The sequence below is a fragment of the Variovorax sp. 3319 genome, from assembly GCF_031456585.1.
Classification (GTDB): Bacteria; Pseudomonadota; Gammaproteobacteria; order Burkholderiales; family Burkholderiaceae_C; genus Variovorax; species Variovorax paradoxus_P.
The window spans coordinates 547,769-566,396 of the sequence record NZ_JAVDUZ010000002.1; the positions used below are offsets into that span (position 1 = coordinate 547,769).

Here is an 18,628-nt window from a genome sequence, read left to right on the forward strand (position 1 = left end):
CTCCAGAAGAGAAATCTCCATGCCCGTGAACCTGTCCGCTCCTGATCCTGCCGCCTTGTTCGCGGTGCCCGGCGTCCGAATCGGCGTGGCCGAAGCGGGCGTGCGCAAGGCCAACCGCAAGGACCTCACCGTCGTGCTGATCGACGAAGGCTCGGCGGTTGGAGGCGTGTTTACCCGGAACCGTTTCTGCGCAGCGCCGGTGCAGGTCTGCCGCGAGCACCTGGCGGCCAACTACGGCATCCGCGCCATGGTCATCAACACCGGCAACGCCAATGCCGGCACGGGCGAAGACGGCCTGATGCGCACGCGCTCGACCTGCATTGCACTGGCGCGCCAGCTGGAGATTGCGCCCGAGCAGATCCTGCCGTTCTCGACCGGCGTGATCATGGAGCCGCTGCCGGTGGACCGCATCGAAGCCGGCCTGCCCGCCGCGCTGGCCGACGCTTCGGAAAACCACTGGGCGCGTGCTGCCGAAGGCATCATGACCACCGACACGATTCCGAAGGCGTTCAGCCAGCAGGTTCAGGTTGGCGGTGCCACGGTCACCATCACCGGCATCAGCAAGGGCGCCGGCATGATCCGCCCGAACATGGCAACCATGCTGGGCTTCATGGCCACCGACGCGAAGATCGATCCGTCGCTGATCCAGCCGCTCGCCAAGCGCCTGGCCGATGCCTCGTTCAACCGCGTGACCATCGACGGCGACACCTCGACCAACGATTCCTTCGTGGTCATCGCGACGCAGAAGGCCGCGCACGCAACCATCACCTCGCTCGAATCGGCAGAGGGCCAGGCACTTGTGGCCGCCATGCAGGACGTGGGACGCAAGCTGGCGCAGGCCATCGTGCGCGACGGCGAAGGCGCCACCAAGTTCATCACCATCCAGGTCGATGGCGGCCGCAATCCGGAAGAATGCAAGCAAGTGGCCTATGCCGTGGCGCATTCGCCGCTGGTCAAGACGGCCTTCTTTGCGAGTGACCCGAACCTGGGCCGCATTTTGGCGGCTGTGGGCTACGCGGGCATCGACGATCTGGACCAGACCGGGATCGACCTGTTCCTGGACGACGTGCATGTGGCCGTCAAGGGCGGGCGCAATCCGTCGTACCGTGAGGAAGACGGCCAACGCGTGATGAAGCAGAGCGAAATCACCGTGCGAATCGGCCTGGGCCGCGGCAACGCGAGCGAGACGGTGTGGACCTGCGATCTGAGCCACGAGTACGTCACGATCAATGCCGACTACAGGTCATGAATGAAAAATTCGAAAAGCTGATCGAGCGTGCCGAACAGCTGATCGGCCGCATCGAATCGATCTTGCCGCAGCCGCTGGCCGCGCCCACTGACTGGAACGCGTCGATCGCATGGCGTTACCGGCGCCGCAGTTCGGGCCATGGCGTGCTCGAGCCGGTGAAGCATGTGGCCGCAATGGCGCTCGACTCACTGAAAGAGATCGACGTCCAGAAAGAAAAGATCGAGCGCAACACGCGCCAGTTTGTCGAAGGCAAGCCGGCCAACAACGTGCTGCTGACCGGTGCGCGCGGCACGGGCAAGTCGTCGCTCATTCGCGCCTGCCTGCAAGCCTATGCGCCGCAGGGGCTGCGCCTGATCGAGGTCGACAAGGCCGAACTGACCGACCTGCCGGACATCGTCGAGGTGGTGTCGCAGCGGCCCGAAAAATTCATCGTGTTCAGCGACGACCTGAGCTTTGACGAAGGCGAGCCGGGCTACAAGGCGCTGAAGTCGATTCTCGATGGCTCGATTGCGGCGGCCACGCCCAACGTGCTGATCTACGCGACCAGCAACCGGCGCCACCTGTTGCCCGAATACATGAAGGACAACCTTTCGTACACCCACACCGAGGACGGCGAAGTGCACCCCGGCGAAGTGATCGAAGAAAAGATCTCGCTGTCGGAGCGCTTCGGCTTGTGGGTCAGCTTCTACCCCTTCAGCCAGAACGAATACCTGGCCATCGTTGCGCAGTGGCTCTCGTCCTTTGGCGTTGGCCAGGCGGCCATCGAGGCGGCGCGGCCCGAGGCGCTGGTGTGGGCACTCGAGCGCGGTTCACGCAGCGGTCGCGTCGCCTACCAGTTTGCGCGCGACTACGCCGGGCGGGCCGGCGCATGAGCGCACAGCCGCAACCCCAGGGCCGCAAGCACACCGAGGTCGCCGTCGGCGTGCTGATCCGTCCGGTGGACGACGCATTGCTGCTGTCGACGCGCCCCGAAGGCAAGGCGTACGCCGGCTTCTGGGAGTTTCCGGGCGGCAAGATCGAGGCCGGCGAAACGGTCGAGCAAGCGCTGCGGCGCGAACTGCAGGAAGAGCTCGGCATCACCATCGCGGGGGCAGAGGTCTGGAAGGTCACCGAGCACGACTATCCGCACGCACTGGTGCGGCTGCATTGGTGCAAGGTCACGGCGTGGAGCGGCGAGTTCGAAATGCGCGAAGGGCAGGAAATGCGCTGGCAGCAGTTGCCGCTGGATGTGACGCCCGTGCTGCCCGGCGCCATGCCGGTGCTCGAATGGCTGGCCCAGGAGCGCGGTCTTCCTCATGCCGCCGGGGCGGCGGCATAGGCGCCTTCAAGAAACAACCAGGACCGCCACAGCGCGTTCAACGACCCCATTAGATGCTGCATCCCAAGTACCGACCGGACATAGACGGCCTGCGTGCCATTGCGGTGGCCTCCGTGGTGATCTATCACGCCTTTCCCGGCGTGCTGCCCGGCGGTTTCATCGGTGTCGACATCTTCTTCGTGATCTCGGGCTTCCTGATCTCGACCATTCTTCTGCAAAGCCAAGTGGCGGGCGACTTCAGTTACCGCGACTTCTACGCACGGCGCATCAGGCGCATTTTCCCGGCGCTCATCCTGGTGCTCTTGGCTACCTTGTGCTTCGGCTGGTACATGCTGCTGTCCGACGAGTTTGCGCAACTGGGCAAGCAGGTGACGGGCGGTGCGGCCTTCTTTGCCAATTTCGTGTTCTGGGCCGACGCAGGCTATTTCGATTCGGCCGCCGAAACCAAGCCGCTGCTGCATCTGTGGTCGTTGGGTATCGAAGAGCAGTTCTACATTTTCTGGCCGGTGCTGCTGGGCGTGGCCTGGCGGCGCCGCTGGCCGATGATCCGCGTGATCCTGGCGATTGCGGCGGTGTCGTTCCTGGTCAATGTGCTCACGATCCATCCGTTTCGCACGGCGGCTTTCTATTCGCCGGCTTCGCGCTTCTGGGAACTGATGGTGGGCGGCATCCTGGCGTGCATGCGGCTGAAGCCCGCAGTGCCGAGCCGCTTGCGCAGCCATGTGCAGTCCTTCGTCGGCGTGGGCTTGCTCGGACTCGGACTGGTGATGATCCGTGGCGACAAGGCTTTTCCCGGCTGGTGGGCGCTGCTGCCGACGCTGGGTGCGGTGAGCTGCATTGCGGCCGGGCCCACGGGCTTCCTGAACAAGTACCTGCTGTCGAACCGGGTGATGGTGTGGATCGGGCTCATCAGCTATCCGCTCTATCTTTGGCATTGGCCGCTGCTTGCTTATGCGCGCATCCTGAGCGACGGATTGCCGTCGCTGCCTGTGCGCGCGGGGGCCGTCGTTGCCAGCGTGGTGCTGGCCTGGCTGACCTACAGGTTCGTCGAGCGCTACACGCGCGCGCGCACCGGCCCGGGTCTGCTGCGTTTGCTGGCGGGCTCGGGGGTGGCTTTGGTCGTTGTGGGGCTGGTGGTTTTCTCTGGCGTGCTGCAGCCGCGCCACCACGACATTCGCCTGCAGCAGATCTCCGAGGCCGCGGCCGACGTGGGCTACTACGACGATTTCAAGAATTACGAACTAGGGCGGCATCTGCTCTATCAGGTCGGCAATGGGCCGCGCAAGAGCCTGCTGGTCGGCGACAGCCACGTTCAGCAATATGGTCCGCGGGCAGTGGAGCTCGCGCGCACCGTGCCCGACAAGGCAAACACCATCTACTTTGCGACGCAGGGGTCCTGCCCGCCGCTTCCCGGTGTTTACGCGGACGCGAACATTGGCTGCGCCGAGCGGCGCACGGCAGTGCTCGAATTCGCCCGGAGCCCTGAGGTCGACACGGTGGTGATCGGCGGCTGCTGGAACTGCTACTTCATCGCGGGCGGCGCACCGGGCTATTACTTCCGCGATGCGGCCGGCGCGGCCCATCAGTTCCGCGGCGGCGATGGCATGGCCCTGGCGTTCGACTCGCTCGGCCAACTGCTGCGAGAACTGTCGGGCAAGGGCAAGAAGGTTTTTCTGCTGCTCGATATTCCGGTAGCACCCGATTTCGAGCCGAAGCGCCTGCTCGAGGGCAGCCGATTGACCTCCATGAAGGTCTCGACCACAACCCCGACGCTGCCGATACCGCAGGACCAGCGCGAGTTGAACGATCGCCTGCGGCAGATCGGCATTGCGAGCGGCGTGGAAGTGATCGACGCGGTTGCGAACCTGTGCACGGCGGATGGCCAGTGCCTGCGCACCATGTCCGACGGTGCTCCCGCATACAAGGACGCGGGCCACTTGCGGCCCAAGTACACCCGCTCGTTTGCAACCTACATGGATCGCGCGCTGCTGAACGAAGGCGGCGCGGCGCCGAAGAAGTAGCGCGAAGCCGCTGCGGCGGCCGCGGCGCCTTTTACTGCTTCAGCTTGGGGTCGCCGAAGGTCTCTTCGTCCGGCGGCTCTTCGGCGGGCATCCTGAATTCCTCGTTGGCCCATGCGCCGAGGTCGATACCCTTGCAACGCGCGCTGCAGAAGGGCCGATAGGGATTGCTGGCGGCATAGATGCTGTCGCCGCCGCAGGCGGGGCAGCGAACGATCCGCTCGCCGATGTCGTTGTGGGTCCTGCCGTTGCTCATGGCGTGTCGTTGATGCGCTGCTGCGCTCAGGCGCAGAGCGTGAGTTCGAAGGCTGCGTCTTCCGTGCTCTGGTGCAGGCGGTCGTCGGCCTCGTGGCGCATCATGCGCACCGAAACCATGAGCCGGTTCCCGCTGATTTCAGGCACGAGCCCGAGTGCCGGGTCGATCCGCAGGCGCAGCAACTGGAAGCTGCGGCCCTGCGGCAGGTTCTGCTGAAACTGCCCATGAGTGGCAATTACCTTGTAGGGCACATCGGCTTCACGCAGCAGCTTGAGCAGCAGGTAAATGGATTCGGCCAGTGGCGCGAGCGTGCTCGACCAGCGCTCCAGATCCTTGCGCCGGCTCTGTGCGCTGCGGTGTTGCCAGGCGTAGTACGCAGGCAGGTCGAACTCGCAAGTGCCGCCCGGAATGCCGGCACGGCTGCGAATGCTCATGAGCCACTCGTTTTCGGTCAGCGCCTGGCCGGCCTTGCCGGACACGCTGTTGAGCGCCGCGAAATTGCGTTCGAGCTGGGTAACGACCTGGTCCAGCGCCGCCTCGGCGATGGCCGGGTTGCCGCGGTAGCTGTTGAAGACGTTCTTGTGCTTTTCGAGATCGCGCATGACATCGGCCTTGAGGTCGGCGCGCGCGGCAACGTCCATGATCTCGAAAATCGTGACCAGGGCGAAGTGATGGGAAAGCGCGGATTCCGCAGGCACCAGCTCGCCAAGGCGGCGGAACAGGTGTTCCAGCCTCAGGTAGGTCCGGATGCGCTCGTTGAAAGGGTACTCGTAGAGGATCACGCGTTTGGGTTCATGTGAGGGACGAGTTCATTGCGATTTCGCGGCCGCCGGAGTCGGCTGCACTTCTCGCACAGCCTCCAGCATACGCTGACCGAAGAGCAGATACCCGGCAGTGGAAACGTGCGTTTCGTTGGCCGGATACAAGTCTGTGATTTTGAAGCGGTTCTGCTCGGACAGTGTAAAAAGATCCGGGCCGATTTTCAGGTCGTTGAACGTGCTGCGAAACGCGGCAGCATGGTTCTGGTCGAGGTACACCGTGCTCTTGTTGGGCACGACCATCCAGATGATGCGCAGGGACGGCGCCATTTTCTCCGTGAATTTCGCCATGAAGGTGGCAGAGTCGGCGGTGAGCGGGTCCATCAGGCGGTCTTCCGCCGTCATGAGCAATTTGTTGCAAGCCACGTGGCTGAATTGCTTGCAGCCGTCGGGCACCGTGCGCGCGTCGATGAGCGGGCCCCAGCGGTCGGGCGTGTTGGTCCAGCTGTCGGAGCGCTCGATGGCCCGGGTATTGCGATAGGTGAGCCAGCCCCTCAGCAGCTCCGCGTCCCAGTTCAGGCGGAACTCGGTAGGAGCCGGCTTGGACGGATTTTCGAACGGAGGAGGCGAGGGCACGAAGGCGTGCTTCATGGCCGCGCATTCCTTCGAATCTTCGATGCGTCCCTGGAGCAGGCGTTCGATGCTCTCGATGATGACCACCTTGCCCTTGAAGCCGGACTTGCGCACCCAGTCCGAGAAGTCGCTGCACATCGGACCGGTCTTGTCCCAGTGCGCGGTTGCAACGCGGTAGCCCGCGCCGACCAGCGGCGACTGCCATGCGTAGCGAACCGAGAAGCTGTCGCCGATCACGAGCACATCGGCTTCCTGGATCGACGAGGCCTTGACGTTGGCGTCAGGGATGGGCGGGGGCGGATGGTGCCATCCGAAATCGCGCTCGGAAATTCGACCGATGCGTGTCAGGTCGCCATACGGGATGGGCGTGAGCAAGCTGGTGACCAGCAGCGCGGCGCAGACAAGAAAGCCCGCAACGAAGATGGCGAGCCACATGCGGGCTGGTTTCGTGTCTTCCATGTCAGAACTGGAAATAGAGGAAGGGACTGTAGTTGCCGAATTTCGACACGCACAGGCCAAAGAGGAAAACGCATCCCAACGCCGTCAGCACGGTGGCGATGCGGTTGAGAGCGGGGCGCCCAGCCAGCGCGGCGACGGACGGGATCCAGCGGTCGAGCGTGATGGTTGGAGGCAGCGCCAGGCAGATGACAAGGCCGGCCAGCATTGTCTGGAAGAACTCGGGTTTGCGGAACGGTACCTTGAACTCGCCGAATGCGCTCGGATTCACGCCGTGCATGCCCAGCATGCCCTTGTAGATCTCGATGGCCGCCGTCATGCTGTCGGCGCGGAAAACCACCCACGCCACCATCACGCACAGGAAGGTCACGAACCACCCGAGCAGGCGGCCAAGGCGGGACGAACTTGTCTGGCCGCGGCGAACCGTGGCATTCCAGAGGTGGTTCACCATGAGGAAGAGACCGTGCAGCGCGCCCCAGATCACGAAGGTCCATGCGGCGCCGTGCCACAGGCCACCCAGCAGCATGGTGAGGAACAGGTTCAGGTAGCGCCTGGCCGGCCCCTTGCGGTTGCCGCCGAGCGGCACGTAGAGGTAGTCGCGCAGGAAGTTCGAGAGCGAGATGTGCCAGCGGCGCCAGAACTCGATGATGTTGGTCGACTTGTACGGCGAGCGGAAGTTGAGCGGCAGCTGCACGCCCATGCACAGCGACAGGCCGACAGCCATATCCGAATAGCCCGAGAAGTCGAAGTAGATCTGCAGCGTATAGGCAAGCACGCCGAGCCACGCGGTGTACAGGGAGGGCAGCACGCCCTCGTGCACGCCCTTGAACATCATGTCTGCATACTGCCCGAGCGGGTCGGCGATGAGCATCTTCTTGGCGAGCCCGAAGGTGAAGATGCCGAGGCCGAGCGCAATGTTGCTGGCGTTGACCCGGTAGGTGGACGGGCTGGCGAACTGCGGCATCATCTGCGCGTGGTGCAGCACCGGGCCGGCGATCAGGTGCGGAAAATAGGTGACGAACAGCACGTAGTGAATGAAGCTGCGCTCATGCACTTTGCCTTGCCAGCAGTCGACCAGGAAGGCGATCTGGGTAAAGGTATAGAACGAGATGCCGATCGGCAGCACGATGTGCAGCAGCGGAATCTGCGAAAGGCCCGCCGCGGCAAGGCCGTCGTTCACATTCGAAACGAAGAAATTGGCGTACTTGAAGATCGCCAGTACGCCAAGGTTGACCACCAGCGCTGCGATCAGCAGGGACTTTCGCTTGCGCTCGTCCCGGCCAGGGGCAGGCGTCAGGCGAAGGCCGAACCAGTAGTTGATGCAGATCGACGCCAGCAGCAGCGGCAGCGCCTTGACGCTCCACCAGCCGTAGAAGAACAGCGACGCCAGGGCAAGAAACCCGGCGGCGGCCCGGGCATTGCGCTTGCCGATCAGGAAGAACCCGATCAAGACCAGCGGGAAAAAGACAAAAATAAAGGGGTACGAATTGAAAAGCATCGCGGGGAATGGCACCCCGGTGAGCGCCTTCTCGGTCTTGATCGTTATGCAGCCGCTGCTGCGGCAAGTCTCGAATTATCGCGTGGCGGGCGGCGCCCACAGCTTCCAGAGACTCCGCACCTCTGTGCCGAGTTCCTCCAGAGAGAGCGACTCGTTGAAAATGACCGCATCGGCGGCCGCTCTGCGCAAGGCGCGCGGAGCCTGCTGGGCGATTACCGCGCTCACCGCTTCGGCCGTCCAGCCCGACCGCGCCATGACGCGGCGCAGTTGCGTTTCCTCGGTCGCATCGACCACCAGCAACCGGTCGACGTTGGCGCGCCAGCGGCCCGATTCGACCAGAAGGGGCACATCGAAGACGACCGCTGCGTCCTGCCCTGCGGCAAGGGCCAGGCGCTCGGTTTCGGCGCCGATCAGTGGGTGCAGGATCGATTCCAAGCGCTTCCTGGCGCTGCTGTCGGCGAACACGAGTTGCCGCATGACCGCGCGATCCAGCCCGCCATCCGGCGCAATCACGGTGCGGCCGAACGCGCCCTCGATGGCCGGCATTGCAATGCCGCCGGCTTGCGCAATTCGGCGTGCAATGGCGTCGGTGTCGACCAGCACGGCGCCCTCGGCGACAAGCAGCGCGGCAACCGTGCTCTTGCCGCTTCCAATTCCGCCAGTCAGGCCGATGCGCCGCATCACTCGCTTTTCAACGGATCAGTGCGTCGAGCGGGAAGGCGAAGGGGATCCATTGCCGCACGAGCTCAGGACCGGCGATGAGGCAGACCAGGCCCGCACCAGCGAGGAAAGGGCCGAACGCGATTGGAATGTCCTTATGGGCCAGCTTGCCGACGACCCGCAGTGCCAGGCCGATCACGGCGCCCACCAACGATGAAACCAGGACGATGGCAATGAGGTAGTCGGCCCCGAGCCAGGCGCCCAGCGCAGCCAGCAATTTGAAGTCGCCATATCCCATGCCTTCCTTGCCCGTGGCCAGTCGATAGCCATGGTACACAAGCCAGAGGCTCAGGTAGCCGAACACCGCGCCCCAGACCGACGCACTCAGCGCGACGCCTGTCCAGCCCATGGCCGCGCCGATGAGCCCCAGCCACAGCAGGGGGTAGTTGAGCGAGTCCGGGAGGAACTGCGTATCGAAATCGATGAGAAACTGGCACACCAGCAGCGCCGCGAACGCGGCCCAGAGTGCACCCGCAGGCGTCAGGCCGAAACGGTAGGCGCACAGGGCGAACAGCGCGCCGGTGATCAGTTCGACCAGCGGGTAGCGCGGGCTTATGGATGTCTTGCAGGCGGCGCAACGGCCCCGCAGCACCAGGTAGCTCAGCACCGGAATGTTCTGGTACCACCGGATCTTGTGTCCGCAAGCGCCACAGCGGGAAGCTGGCCGGGACAGGTCGAAAGGCGGCAGGTTCTCGATGGCTACCGCCGCCTTGTCCGCCGCGGCTTCGAGCCCCGCTGGAGGCGCCGATTTCGGCCCGAACACCAAGGTCCAGAGCGAAGGTGCGTCCTTGGACGACATGAGGTTGGCCACGGCATCCGCCAGCCAGTCCCGGTACATCATCACCGGGGTGCGGTAGATCACCACATTGAGGAAGCTGCCGACCAGCAGGCCCAACACACCCGCCAATGCGGTGTCGAATTCCCGCGAAACCAGCATCAAACGACTTGGCCGAGCTTGAAGATTGGCAGGTACATCGACACCACGATGCCACCGATGATCGTGCCGAGAAACACGATGATGATGGGTTCCATCAGGCTTGAGAGACCCGCCACCATGTCGTCCACCTCGGACTCGTAGAAGTCTGCGGCCTTGCCCAGCATGTGGTCGATGGAGCCGGACTCTTCACCGATGGCCGTCATCTGGATGACCATCGAGGGGAACAGGTTGACGTTGGTCATGGCCGTGGTGAGGCTGGTGCCGGTCGAGACCTCTTGCTGGATCTTGGCCGTGGCGTCGCCGTAGACGGTGTTGCCCGATGCACCGCCCACCGAATCCAGCGCTTCGACCAATGGAACGCCAGCGGCAAACATGGTGGCCAGGGTGCGTGTCCAGCGGGCCACGCAGGATTTTTCAATGAGAGTTCCGAAGATCGGCACGCGCAGCAGTGCGCGGTCCATCACCCGCTGGACTTTTTCATTGCGCTTCCAAGCCTGCAGGAAGAAGTAAATGCCGCCGCCGAGCACACCGAAGATAAGCCACCAGTATGAAACGAAGAATTCGCTGATCCCGATCACGATCAGGGTTGGCGCGGGCAAATCGGCACCGAAGGAGGTGAACACTTCCTTGAAGGCCGGAATCACAAAGATCATGATGATCGCGATCACCACGAAAGCCACGACGACCACTGAGATCGGATACATCAGCGCTGACTTGATCTTGGACTTGATCGCCTCGGTCTTTTCCATGTAGGTGGCAAGGCGGTCCAGCAGGTCTTCCAGAATACCGGCCGCTTCACCAGCCTCCACCAGGTTGCAGTAGAGGTTGTCGAAATACTTCGGAAACTTGCGGAAGGCTGCCGAAAGCGAAGTTCCGGTCTCCACGTCGCTTCGAATGTCGTTCAGCAGCTTGGCAACACTCGGGTTCGCGTTGCCGCGGCCGACGATGTCGAACGACTGCAGAAGCGGGACGCCGGCTTTCATCATCGTTGCCAATTGGCGCGTAAAAATCGCAATGTCCTTGGGCTTGATCGCCTTGCCCGAGCGCATGCGGCGCTTCTTGATCTTGGATGCAAGAACGCCTTGGCGTCGCAACGCAGCCTGCACCTGGTTTTCGCCGGCGGCACGGAGTTCGCCGCGCACCAGCTTGCCGTTGCGGTCCTTGCCTTCCCACTCGTAGACAAATTCCTTGAGTGTGTTTGAAGCGCGGTTGGATGCCACTGTTGCCATTCGATCTCCGATTTCTTACGGTGTGTTCGTTATTCGTTGGTGACCGCCACCACTTCTTCGAGTGAGGTGAGCCCTTGCATGACTTTTCTGAGTCCGGACTGCCGCAGCGAACGAACGCCCTCGGCTTCGGACTGGCGCGCGATATCCAACGCGCTGCCGTCGCGCAGGATGATGGCCTGGATGGCTTCGGAAATCGGCATCACCTGGTAGATGCCGACGCGGCCCTTGTAGCCACCATTGCACGCCGAGCAGCCGACCGGCCGATAGGGCTTCCAGGAACCATCGAGTTCTTCTTCCTTGAAGCCTGCATCGAGCAGGGCCTGGCGGGGCACATCGGCTGGCGCGCGGCACACATGGCACAAGCGACGGGCCAGCCGCTGCGCGGTGATCAGGATGACGCTCGATGCAATGTTGAACGGGGCGATGCCCATGTTCCGCATGCGGGTGAGGGTGGTCGGCGCGTCGTTGGTGTGCAGCGTCGACAGCACCAGGTGGCCCGTCTGGGCGGCCTTGATGGAAATGTCGGCGGTTTCGAGGTCCCGGATTTCGCCGACCATGATGATGTCGGGATCCTGCCGCAGGAAGGCGCGCAGCGCAGCGGCGAACGTGAGTCCGGCGCGTTCGTTGACGTTGACCTGGTTCACCCCGGGCAGATTGATTTCGGACGGATCTTCCGCCGTGGCGATGTTGACGCCAGGCTGGTTCAACAGGTTCAGGCAGGTATAGAGCGACACCGTCTTGCCGGAACCGGTGGGGCCGGTCACCAGCACCATGCCATAAGGTCGGCCGATCGCGCTCAGCAACCGCTCTTTTTCGTCCGCGTCATAACCGAGCGCATCGATGCCCAGGCGCGCACTGCTCGGATCCAGGATACGGATCACGATTTTCTCGCCGAACAGCGTGGGCAGTGTGCTCACACGAAAATCGATCACCCGGTCGGGGCCGATCTTGAGCTTCATTCGCCCGTCTTGGGGAATGCGTTTTTCGGAAATATCGAGCCGCGAGATCACCTTGATGCGCGACGCCAGCTTGTCCTTGATGAGCGTCGGCGGGCTCGCGATCTCGCGCAACTCGCCGTCGATGCGAAAACGCACCCGATAGTTGTGTTCGTACGGCTCGAAGTGAATGTCCGAGGCACGCATGCTGACGCCGTCGAGCAGCATCTTGTGCAGGAAGCGAACGACCGGCGCGTCCTCGACTTCGGCAATCGCCTGTTCGCTGACGTCCCCTGCGGTATCCGCCGTGACATCGTCGAACTCGAAGTCCCCGCCGCCGACGATATTGTTGAGGGTCTCCGAGGCGCTGACGGCGGCGGCTTCGATCATGCGCGACAGCTTGTCGTATTCCGCAATGACCCAGTCCACCCCCATCTGCGACGCAAACTTGATCTTTTCGACGGCCTGCTGGTCCGAGGGGTCCGCCGTTGCAACAATGAGACGGTTGTTGCGCTTGCTGAGCACCACGATGCGGTACGCAAGGCAGAGCTTCGGGTCGACCAGGTCCTTGGGCAGGCGTTGGTGGTCGATTGCGTCCAGATCGAGCAGCGGCGCGCCAAAGGCAGAAGAAAGCGTGTGGGCCAGATCGGCGGCCGAGACAGCACCGCTGCCGGTCAGCTCCGCAATGAAGCTGGTGCGGCTACTCAGCGACTTCTGATAGATGTCTTCCGCAGTTTTCGCGGGCAGCTTGCCGGCCGAGACGAGGGCGCGCGCAAGGCCGGGAAGGGCGATTTGCGTGGTTTCTTTAACAGGAAGTTCGGCGGCAGCCATTCAGCGAATTGCAAAAGATGTGAAAAAATGCTTCACGATCATCGCTGAACACCCGCGTCCTGTAAATCGCTACACAGCAACAGGCACGGGCATTATTTGTACCAGCCAAGAAGACTGGTCGGGGTGAGAGGATTCGAACCTCCGGCCTCTACGTCCCGAACGTAGCGCTCTACCAGGCTAAGCTACACCCCGATTGGTTGCAAAAAAAGAGAAGTCGTCCTTGCCAACTCTTGTGAGGTGTTCAGGCACGTCGCTCAAGCAACTGAGCCGCCAATTGTAGCAAACCGTCGGCGTGCAAATTGGACGGGAAGTCGCGCAATGCGTGAATCGCGCGCTTCGCTTCGTCGGCGGCGGCGGCGCGCGATGCTTCGAGAGCCCCGGTGCTGTGGACGATTTCCACGATCTTTCCCAGTTGGGCGGTATCGCCCGCCTGGATTGCTGCGCGCACCAGTTCGCCCTGTGCTGTGGTACCGCGCTGCATGGCAAAGATCAGCGGCAGCGTGGTCTTGCCTTCTCGAAGGTCGTCGCCCACATTCTTGCCCGTTTCGTGGGCATCTCCCGCGTAGTCGAGCACGTCGTCGATCACCTGGAATGCCGTGCCCAACGCCTGGCCGTAGGTGGCGCAGGCCTCCTCGACTTCGGGTGTGGCGCCAGCGAGCACGGCGGCGAGCCTCGTGCTGGCTTCGAAGAGCTTTGCGGTTTTCGAGCGGATCACGCGCAAGTAGGCGGCTTCATCCAGCGAGGCATCGTGCATGTTCATCAGCTGGAGCACCTCGCCTTCGGCGATCACGTTGGTTGCCTCGGCCAGAATTTGCATGATGCGCATGTTGTTTGCATCCAACATCATCTGGAAGGCGCGCGAGTACAGGAAGTCGCCGACCAGCACGCTGGCCGGATTTCCGAACGATTCGTTGGCCGTGGGGCGCCCGCGCCGCAGGGTCGATTCGTCGACCACGTCGTCGTGCAGCAAAGTGGCCGTGTGGATGAACTCCACCACCGCAGCAAGGTTGAAGCGCTGTTCGCCGGTGTAGCCCAGCGCACCGGACATGAGCAGCAGCAGTGCCGGGCGCAGGCGTTTGCCGCCCGCAGAGATGATGTACTTGGAAACCTGGCTGACCAGGGGTACGCCCGTATCGAGGCGCCGCGCGATCACACGGTCGACTTCGACCATGTCGCCGGCGATCAAATCCAGCACGGTGGCGGTGGGGGAGGTATCGGCGGCGTGAACTGGCAAGGCGTTTGCGCGCGGCGCGTCTGAATGCGAAGGTAGCGGCGGCACAAGGCCGGAAGGCGCAGATTATAGGGACGAGCCGGCGGCGTTCAGATGCGGCTTCTGCTGCAACCATGTTAGCGCGTGCAAACCGTGCTAGAATCTTGGGCTCTGCGGAATTCGCCGTAGAGCTCATATTCCCAAGAGGTTCACATGTACGCGGTCATAAAAACCGGCGGCAAGCAGTATCGCGTTGCTTCCGGCGAAAAAATTAAAGTAGAACAGATTGCTGCGGATGTAGGCCAGGAAATCGTGATCGATCAGGTTCTCGCAGTCGGCAACGGCAGCGAAATCAAGGTTGGTACGCCCCTGGTGTCCGGCGCAACGGTGACAGTCACGGTCCTGTCGCACGGCAAGCACGACAAAGTTCGCATCTTCAAGATGCGCCGTCGTAAGCACTATCAGAAACGTCAAGGCCATCGCCAGCAGTTCACCGAACTGCAAATCGGCGCGATCGCCGGCTAAGGAGCAGATTCCATGGCACAGAAAAAAGGCGGCGGCTCAACGCGAAACGGGCGCGATTCCAAGCCCAAGATGCTCGGTGTGAAGGCTTTCGGCGGCGAACTGATCAGCGCAGGCTCGATCATCGTGCGCCAGCGCGGCACCCAGTTCCACCCTGGCGTGAATGTCGGCGTGGGCAAGGACCACACGCTGTTCGCACTGGTCGACGGCCACGTGTCGTTCGGCGTCAAGGGTGCTCTGAACAAGCACATGGTCAACGTGACCCCTGCGGCATAAGCCTCAGTCGCTTAGATCACAGTTCACTTCGATCAGCTCGAAGCCCCGCTTTGCCGGGGCTTCTTCATTTGTACACTGGATACCCCATGAAGTTCGTCGACGAAGCCTTCATCGACATCGCCGCCGGCGATGGCGGCAACGGCTGCGTGTCGTTCCGTCATGAAAAATACAAGGAATTCGGCGGCCCCAATGGCGGCGACGGCGGCCGCGGCGGCCACGTCTACGCGGTGGCCGATTCCAACCTCAACACGCTGGTCGACTTCCGCTACTCGCGCCGCCATGAGGCCAAGCGCGGCGAGCACGGCATGGGCTCGGACATGTTCGGCGCGGCCGGTGACGACATCATCCTGAAAATGCCCGTCGGCACCATCATCAGCGACGCCGAAACCGGCGAAGTGCTGTATGAACTGCTGAAAGAGGGCGAGGTCGTCACCATCGCCAAGGGCGGTGATGGCGGCTTCGGCAACATGCGCTTCAAGAGCGCGATCAATCGCGCGCCCCGGCAGAAAACGCCCGGCTGGCCCGGCGAGAAAAAAAGCCTCAAGCTCGAACTCAAGGTGCTTGCCGATGTGGGCCTGCTCGGCATGCCCAATGCGGGCAAGTCGACGCTGATCAGCGCCATCTCGAATGCCCGCCCGCGCATTGCGGACTATCCATTCACCACGCTGCATCCGAATCTTGGCGTGGTTCGCGTCGGCCCCGAGCAGAGCTTCGTGGTGGCGGATCTCCCCGGCCTGATCGAAGGCGCCTCGGAAGGTGCCGGCCTGGGCCATCTGTTCCTGCGCCATTTGCAGCGCACCCGCTTGCTGCTGCATGTGATCGACCTGGCGCCGTTCGACGAAACAGTCGATCCGGTGGCACAGGCCAAGGCCATCGTCGGCGAGTTGAAGAAGTACGACACGGCGCTCTACGAGAAGCCGCGCTGGCTCGTGCTCAACAAGCTCGACATGGTGCCCGGCGACGAGCGTGCCGCGCGCATCAAGGATTTCGTGAAGCGCATGCGCTTCAAGGGCCCGGTGTTCGAAATTTCTGCGCTCACGCGAGAAGGGTGCGAGCACCTGGTGCAAGCCGTTTACCAGCACATCAAGGCCGAACAGGTGGCTGAACAGGTGCCGGTTGAGGTCGATCCGCGCTTTGCCGAATTGCCGCCCGATCCAAACTGAGGCCGTGCGGCCTCGGCAGGGCAACTGATGCTCGCAGCGAGGCCGAATCGACGGGCGCTTCACAAACAACAGAACACGCACATTCACGACGACCGACAGCGACAGCCTCAAATGACCTCGAATCCCGGATCCACTGCCCTGCGGGACGCCCGCCGAATCGTCGTCAAAGTGGGCTCGAGCCTCGTCACCAACGAAGGGCGAGGCCTCGACGAGGCGGCCATCGGTGAATGGTGCCGGCAGCTTGCGGAACTTGTGCGCGATGGGCGAGAAGTCGTCATGGTGTCCAGCGGGGCCATCGCCGAAGGCATGAAGCGCCTCGGCTGGCGTACCCGGCCGCACGAAGTCCACGAACTCCAGGCGGCGGCGGCCGTCGGGCAGATGGGCTTGGCCCAGATGTACGAGACCAAGCTGCGCGAAAACGAAATGGGCAGTGCGCAGGTGCTCCTGACCCACGCCGACCTGGCCGATCGCGAACGCTATCTCAATGCACGTTCGACCCTCGTCACGCTGCTGAGGCTGGGCGTGGTGCCGGTCATCAACGAGAACGACACCGTCGTTGTCGACGAGATCAAGTTTGGCGACAACGACACGCTGGGCGCGCTGGTGGCCAACCTCGTCGAGGCCGATGCACTCGTCATCCTGACCGATCAAAAAGGGCTCTTCACGGCCGACCCGCGCAAGGACCCTGAAGCCCGGTTCGTGCACGAGGCGGCAGCAGGGGATCCGGCGCTCGAAGCCATGGCGGGCGGAGCGGGCTCCAGCCTTGGCCGCGGCGGCATGATCACCAAGATCCTGGCCGCCAAGCGCGCAGCCGGCTCCGGCGCTTCCACCGTGATTGCCTGGGGCCGCGAACCCGACGCTCTGCTGCGCCTCGTGCGCGGTGAACCCATCGGCACCCTGCTGGTCGCCCAGACGGCCAAGCACCAGGCTCGCAAGCGCTGGATGGCCGACCATCTGCAATTGCGCGGCTCCGTAACGGTCGACGCCGGTGCCGCGGCCAAGGTGCGCGCCGAAGGCAAGAGCCTGCTGCCCATCGGCATGACGAGCGTCTCGGGTGAGTTTTCGCGCGGCGACGTGATCGCGGTCCGCGACACCGAAGGCCTGGAGCTGGCTCGGGGCCTTGCCAATTACTCGAGCGTTGAAGCGCGCTTGCTGTGCCGCAAGCCTTCATCGGAATTCGAACGGTTGCTGGGCTACGTTGCGGAGCCGGAGATGGTGCACCGCGACAACATGGTGCTGATGCCCAGCTGATTAAAAAAAACGGGGCGCAAGGCCCCGTTACTGGTTTACTGAACTTCGCGAACCGGATTGCGCAGGTTTCGCACCATGTCCCCCACCGAATTGCGCGGCGCATTGCCGCGGCACAGTGCCTGGGTCGACAGCGCCTTGGCGTAGCGCGAGTTCAGGTTGTCAATGCGCTTCCACTCCGGCGTCTTGGTTTCTTGCCAAGTACCATTGTTGTAGCGGGCATAGCTCTTCAATTCCCCGGTGGAGCAGCGTACGCCCTCGTAAAACGCGTTGGTGCCCCCGCCGTTGCGGTTCTGCGCCACTACCACGTAGCGCACGATGCCGTCCGGCGTGATTGCAATGGTGCCCGGGTCGACGCCGAACTTCAGCGTCATGTAGGGCGGCATCTCGATGGGCAGCAGACGGCTTTCGCTGAAAGCCGGCGGCGGAGGTACCTCGGTTTCGGCCCACTCGGTGTCCGACTCGGTGCGCTTTGGCGGCGGCGGCATGCCCGCCTGCGCCCAGTCGGGGTTGTCGGTGTCGTGAGCCCCCGATGCGCAACCCGCAAGCACGGCTACGCACAGGAGAAGCAGGGCGCGTTCAGCGTTGCGACGGAAGGAAAGGCGCTTTGTTGTTGGGAGAAGAAGGTTCATCGCTCACTGAAGGAATGTCGGGATGCGGATCGAAACTGCCGCCGGGCGGCAGGTCCAGTCCCGCGGGCGCGCCGCCGTCTGGCGTGTGGCGCTCGAACTCTCGGGCGCGCACGTTGCTGCGCAGAAAACGGTTGCGAAAATCCTGCCGCGGCAGGTAGCGAGCGAGCTCGGTCAGTGCCATCTCGTAGACGCCGCGTTTGAATTCGACGACCACATCGAGCGGCACCCAGTAATCGTGCCATCGCCAGGCGTCGAACTCGGGGTGGTCGGTGGCACGCAGGTTCAAATCCCAGTCGTGACCGATCAATTGCAGCAAATACCAGATTTGCTTCTGGCCCTTGTAGTGGCCCCGTGCGTCACGGCGAATGAACCGATCCGGCACCTCGTAGCGCAACCAGTCACGGGTACGGGCCACGATGCGCACGTGCTCCGGATGGAGCCCGACTTCCTCGTGCAGTTCCCGGAACATGGCTTGTTCGGGACTTTCCCCGCGGTCTATGCCGCCTTGCGGAAACTGCCAGGAATGCGTGCGTATGCGTTTGCCCCAGAAAACCTGGTTTCTCTGGTTGAGCAGGATGATGCCGACGTTGGGCCTGAAGCCGTCCCGGTCGAGCATAATCAAACCCCAATTTTTGAACTGAGTCGATTATGCATGCCGGGTTGCGCTCGGCAAGCGGCCAGTTCGAGGCTCACGGGTTCCCGGAGGTCTCTCCCGGCGCCTGTTTTCTCTACGACTTTG

Annotated in this window: 19 protein-coding genes and 1 tRNA gene; 8 read left to right on the top strand and 12 right to left on the bottom strand. The window is 63.1% G+C overall.

All coding sequences use genetic code 11. The annotated features are described in order from the left end of the window. Positions 1-19 precede the first annotated feature (19 nt). Genes argJ through J2X67_RS06980 form a run of 4 tightly spaced genes read left to right on the top strand, consistent with a single transcriptional unit; the run spans position 20 to position 4,588 of the window. Entirely contained in the window at positions 20-1,249 is a 1,230-nt protein-coding gene (gene argJ / locus J2X67_RS06965; RefSeq protein ID WP_309951733.1) for a bifunctional glutamate N-acetyltransferase/amino-acid acetyltransferase ArgJ, read from the top strand. Further along, positions 1,246-2,121: an ATP-binding protein gene (locus tag J2X67_RS06970; protein WP_309951734.1), complete on the top strand. Its 876-nt coding sequence runs from the start codon at positions 1,246-1,248 to the stop codon at positions 2,119-2,121. The genes argJ and J2X67_RS06970 overlap by 4 nt, the downstream gene beginning before the upstream one ends. Then, a complete protein-coding gene (gene mutT, locus J2X67_RS06975; RefSeq protein ID WP_309951735.1) occupies positions 2,118-2,567 on the top strand; it encodes an 8-oxo-dGTP diphosphatase MutT in 450 nt (149 codons plus the stop codon). The genes J2X67_RS06970 and mutT overlap by 4 nt, the downstream gene beginning before the upstream one ends. Positions 2,568-2,620: 53 nt before the next feature. Further along, positions 2,621-4,588 (top strand): acyltransferase family protein, encoded by a 1,968-nt coding sequence (locus J2X67_RS06980; protein ID WP_309951736.1) that lies wholly within the window; start codon positions 2,621-2,623, stop codon positions 4,586-4,588. Positions 4,589-4,619: 31 nt separating this feature from the next. Here J2X67_RS06980 and J2X67_RS06985 read toward each other — a convergent pair whose 3' ends face one another. The 10 genes from J2X67_RS06985 to J2X67_RS07030 all read right to left on the bottom strand — a co-directional run bounded on the left by J2X67_RS06985 (position 4,620) and on the right by J2X67_RS07030 (position 14,072). Beyond that, entirely contained in the window at positions 4,620-4,841 is a 222-nt protein-coding gene (locus J2X67_RS06985) for a DNA gyrase inhibitor YacG (RefSeq protein WP_281151280.1), read from the bottom strand. 26 nt (positions 4,842-4,867) lie between these two features. After that, positions 4,868-5,623, bottom strand: coding sequence for a cell division protein ZapD (zapD, locus tag J2X67_RS06990; protein WP_309951739.1), 756 nt, complete (start codon positions 5,621-5,623; stop codon positions 4,868-4,870). A gap of 27 nt (positions 5,624-5,650) precedes the next feature. Next, positions 5,651-6,691: a hypothetical protein gene (locus tag J2X67_RS06995; protein ID WP_309951741.1), complete on the bottom strand. Its 1,041-nt coding sequence runs from the start codon at positions 6,689-6,691 to the stop codon at positions 5,651-5,653. A gap of 1 nt (position 6,692) precedes the next feature. After that, on the bottom strand, positions 6,693-8,186 hold the full coding sequence (locus tag J2X67_RS07000) for an MBOAT family protein (RefSeq protein ID WP_309951743.1): 1,494 nt from the start codon (positions 8,184-8,186) through the stop codon (positions 6,693-6,695). 75 nt (positions 8,187-8,261) lie between these two features. Next, positions 8,262-8,867, bottom strand: a complete 606-nt coding sequence (coaE, locus tag J2X67_RS07005) for a dephospho-CoA kinase (protein WP_309951745.1) — start codon at positions 8,865-8,867, stop codon at positions 8,262-8,264. Positions 8,868-8,877: 10 nt separating this feature from the next. Next, positions 8,878-9,843 (bottom strand): prepilin peptidase, encoded by a 966-nt coding sequence (locus tag J2X67_RS07010; protein ID WP_309951746.1) that lies wholly within the window; start codon positions 9,841-9,843, stop codon positions 8,878-8,880. Then, on the bottom strand, positions 9,843-11,072 hold the full coding sequence (locus tag J2X67_RS07015) for a type II secretion system F family protein (protein ID WP_309951747.1): 1,230 nt from the start codon (positions 11,070-11,072) through the stop codon (positions 9,843-9,845). The genes J2X67_RS07010 and J2X67_RS07015 overlap by 1 nt, the downstream gene beginning before the upstream one ends. Positions 11,073-11,101: 29 nt before the next feature. Further along, the gene (gene pilB / locus J2X67_RS07020; protein WP_309951749.1) at positions 11,102-12,838 is read right to left on the bottom strand and encodes a type IV-A pilus assembly ATPase PilB; all 1,737 of its coding nucleotides are present in this window, start codon (positions 12,836-12,838) and stop codon (positions 11,102-11,104) included. A 115-nt stretch (positions 12,839-12,953) separates the two neighbouring features. After that, a tRNA-Pro gene (locus J2X67_RS07025) sits at positions 12,954-13,030 on the bottom strand. Between the two features lie 49 nt (positions 13,031-13,079). Next, the gene (locus tag J2X67_RS07030; protein ID WP_309951751.1) at positions 13,080-14,072 is read right to left on the bottom strand and encodes a polyprenyl synthetase family protein; all 993 of its coding nucleotides are present in this window, start codon (positions 14,070-14,072) and stop codon (positions 13,080-13,082) included. Positions 14,073-14,261: 189 nt separating this feature from the next. Here J2X67_RS07030 and rplU point away from each other — a divergent pair, with 189 nt between their 5' ends. From rplU to proB, 4 genes are all read left to right on the top strand, one after another. Further along, entirely contained in the window at positions 14,262-14,573 is a 312-nt protein-coding gene (gene rplU, locus J2X67_RS07035; RefSeq protein ID WP_028259151.1) for a 50S ribosomal protein L21, read from the top strand. 12 nt (positions 14,574-14,585) lie between these two features. Then, on the top strand, positions 14,586-14,846 hold the full coding sequence (gene rpmA / locus J2X67_RS07040) for a 50S ribosomal protein L27 (RefSeq protein WP_028259150.1): 261 nt from the start codon (positions 14,586-14,588) through the stop codon (positions 14,844-14,846). Between the two features lie 86 nt (positions 14,847-14,932). Continuing rightward, positions 14,933-16,009, top strand: coding sequence for an Obg family GTPase CgtA (gene cgtA, locus J2X67_RS07045; protein ID WP_309951754.1), 1,077 nt, complete (start codon positions 14,933-14,935; stop codon positions 16,007-16,009). 111 nt (positions 16,010-16,120) lie between these two features. Beyond that, positions 16,121-17,260 carry a glutamate 5-kinase gene (gene proB, locus J2X67_RS07050; protein WP_309951756.1) on the top strand — a complete coding sequence of 380 codons (1,140 nt, stop codon included), beginning with the start codon at positions 16,121-16,123 and terminating at the stop codon, positions 17,258-17,260. Positions 17,261-17,295: 35 nt separating this feature from the next. Here proB and J2X67_RS07055 read toward each other — a convergent pair whose 3' ends face one another. After that, the gene (locus J2X67_RS07055) at positions 17,296-17,889 is read right to left on the bottom strand and encodes a CNP1-like family protein (RefSeq protein ID WP_309951757.1); all 594 of its coding nucleotides are present in this window, start codon (positions 17,887-17,889) and stop codon (positions 17,296-17,298) included. After that, positions 17,837-18,505 carry an RNA pyrophosphohydrolase gene (locus tag J2X67_RS07060; protein ID WP_281151622.1) on the bottom strand — a complete coding sequence of 223 codons (669 nt, stop codon included), beginning with the start codon at positions 18,503-18,505 and terminating at the stop codon, positions 17,837-17,839. The genes J2X67_RS07055 and J2X67_RS07060 overlap by 53 nt, the downstream gene beginning before the upstream one ends. Positions 18,506-18,628: the final 123 nt, after the last annotated feature.

Bases quoted from the DNA above. Each gene is read 5' to 3' on its own strand.
- argJ (WP_309951733.1), top strand. From the start codon at position 20: ATGCCCGTGAACCTGTCCGCTCCTGATCCTGCCGCCTTGTTCGCGGTG.
- J2X67_RS06970 (WP_309951734.1), top strand. From the start codon at position 1,246: ATGAATGAAAAATTCGAAAAGCTGATCGAGCGTGCCGAACAGCTGATC.
- mutT (WP_309951735.1), top strand. From the start codon at position 2,118: ATGAGCGCACAGCCGCAACCCCAGGGCCGCAAGCACACCGAGGTCGCC.
- J2X67_RS06980 (WP_309951736.1), top strand. From the start codon at position 2,621: ATGCTGCATCCCAAGTACCGACCGGACATAGACGGCCTGCGTGCCATT.
- J2X67_RS06985 (WP_281151280.1), bottom strand. From the start codon at position 4,841: ATGAGCAACGGCAGGACCCACAACGACATCGGCGAGCGGATCGTTCGC.
- J2X67_RS06995 (WP_309951741.1), bottom strand. From the start codon at position 6,691: ATGGAAGACACGAAACCAGCCCGCATGTGGCTCGCCATCTTCGTTGCG.
- J2X67_RS07000 (WP_309951743.1), bottom strand. From the start codon at position 8,186: ATGCTTTTCAATTCGTACCCCTTTATTTTTGTCTTTTTCCCGCTGGTC.
- coaE (WP_309951745.1), bottom strand. From the start codon at position 8,867: ATGCGGCGCATCGGCCTGACTGGCGGAATTGGAAGCGGCAAGAGCACG.
- J2X67_RS07010 (WP_309951746.1), bottom strand. From the start codon at position 9,843: ATGCTGGTTTCGCGGGAATTCGACACCGCATTGGCGGGTGTGTTGGGC.
- J2X67_RS07015 (WP_309951747.1), bottom strand. From the start codon at position 11,072: ATGGCAACAGTGGCATCCAACCGCGCTTCAAACACACTCAAGGAATTT.
- pilB (WP_309951749.1), bottom strand. From the start codon at position 12,838: ATGGCTGCCGCCGAACTTCCTGTTAAAGAAACCACGCAAATCGCCCTT.
- rplU (WP_028259151.1), top strand. From the start codon at position 14,262: ATGTACGCGGTCATAAAAACCGGCGGCAAGCAGTATCGCGTTGCTTCC.
- rpmA (WP_028259150.1), top strand. From the start codon at position 14,586: ATGGCACAGAAAAAAGGCGGCGGCTCAACGCGAAACGGGCGCGATTCC.
- cgtA (WP_309951754.1), top strand. From the start codon at position 14,933: ATGAAGTTCGTCGACGAAGCCTTCATCGACATCGCCGCCGGCGATGGC.
- proB (WP_309951756.1), top strand. From the start codon at position 16,121: ATGACCTCGAATCCCGGATCCACTGCCCTGCGGGACGCCCGCCGAATC.
- J2X67_RS07055 (WP_309951757.1), bottom strand. From the start codon at position 17,889: ATGAACCTTCTTCTCCCAACAACAAAGCGCCTTTCCTTCCGTCGCAAC.
- J2X67_RS07060 (WP_281151622.1), bottom strand. From the start codon at position 18,505: ATGCTCGACCGGGACGGCTTCAGGCCCAACGTCGGCATCATCCTGCTC.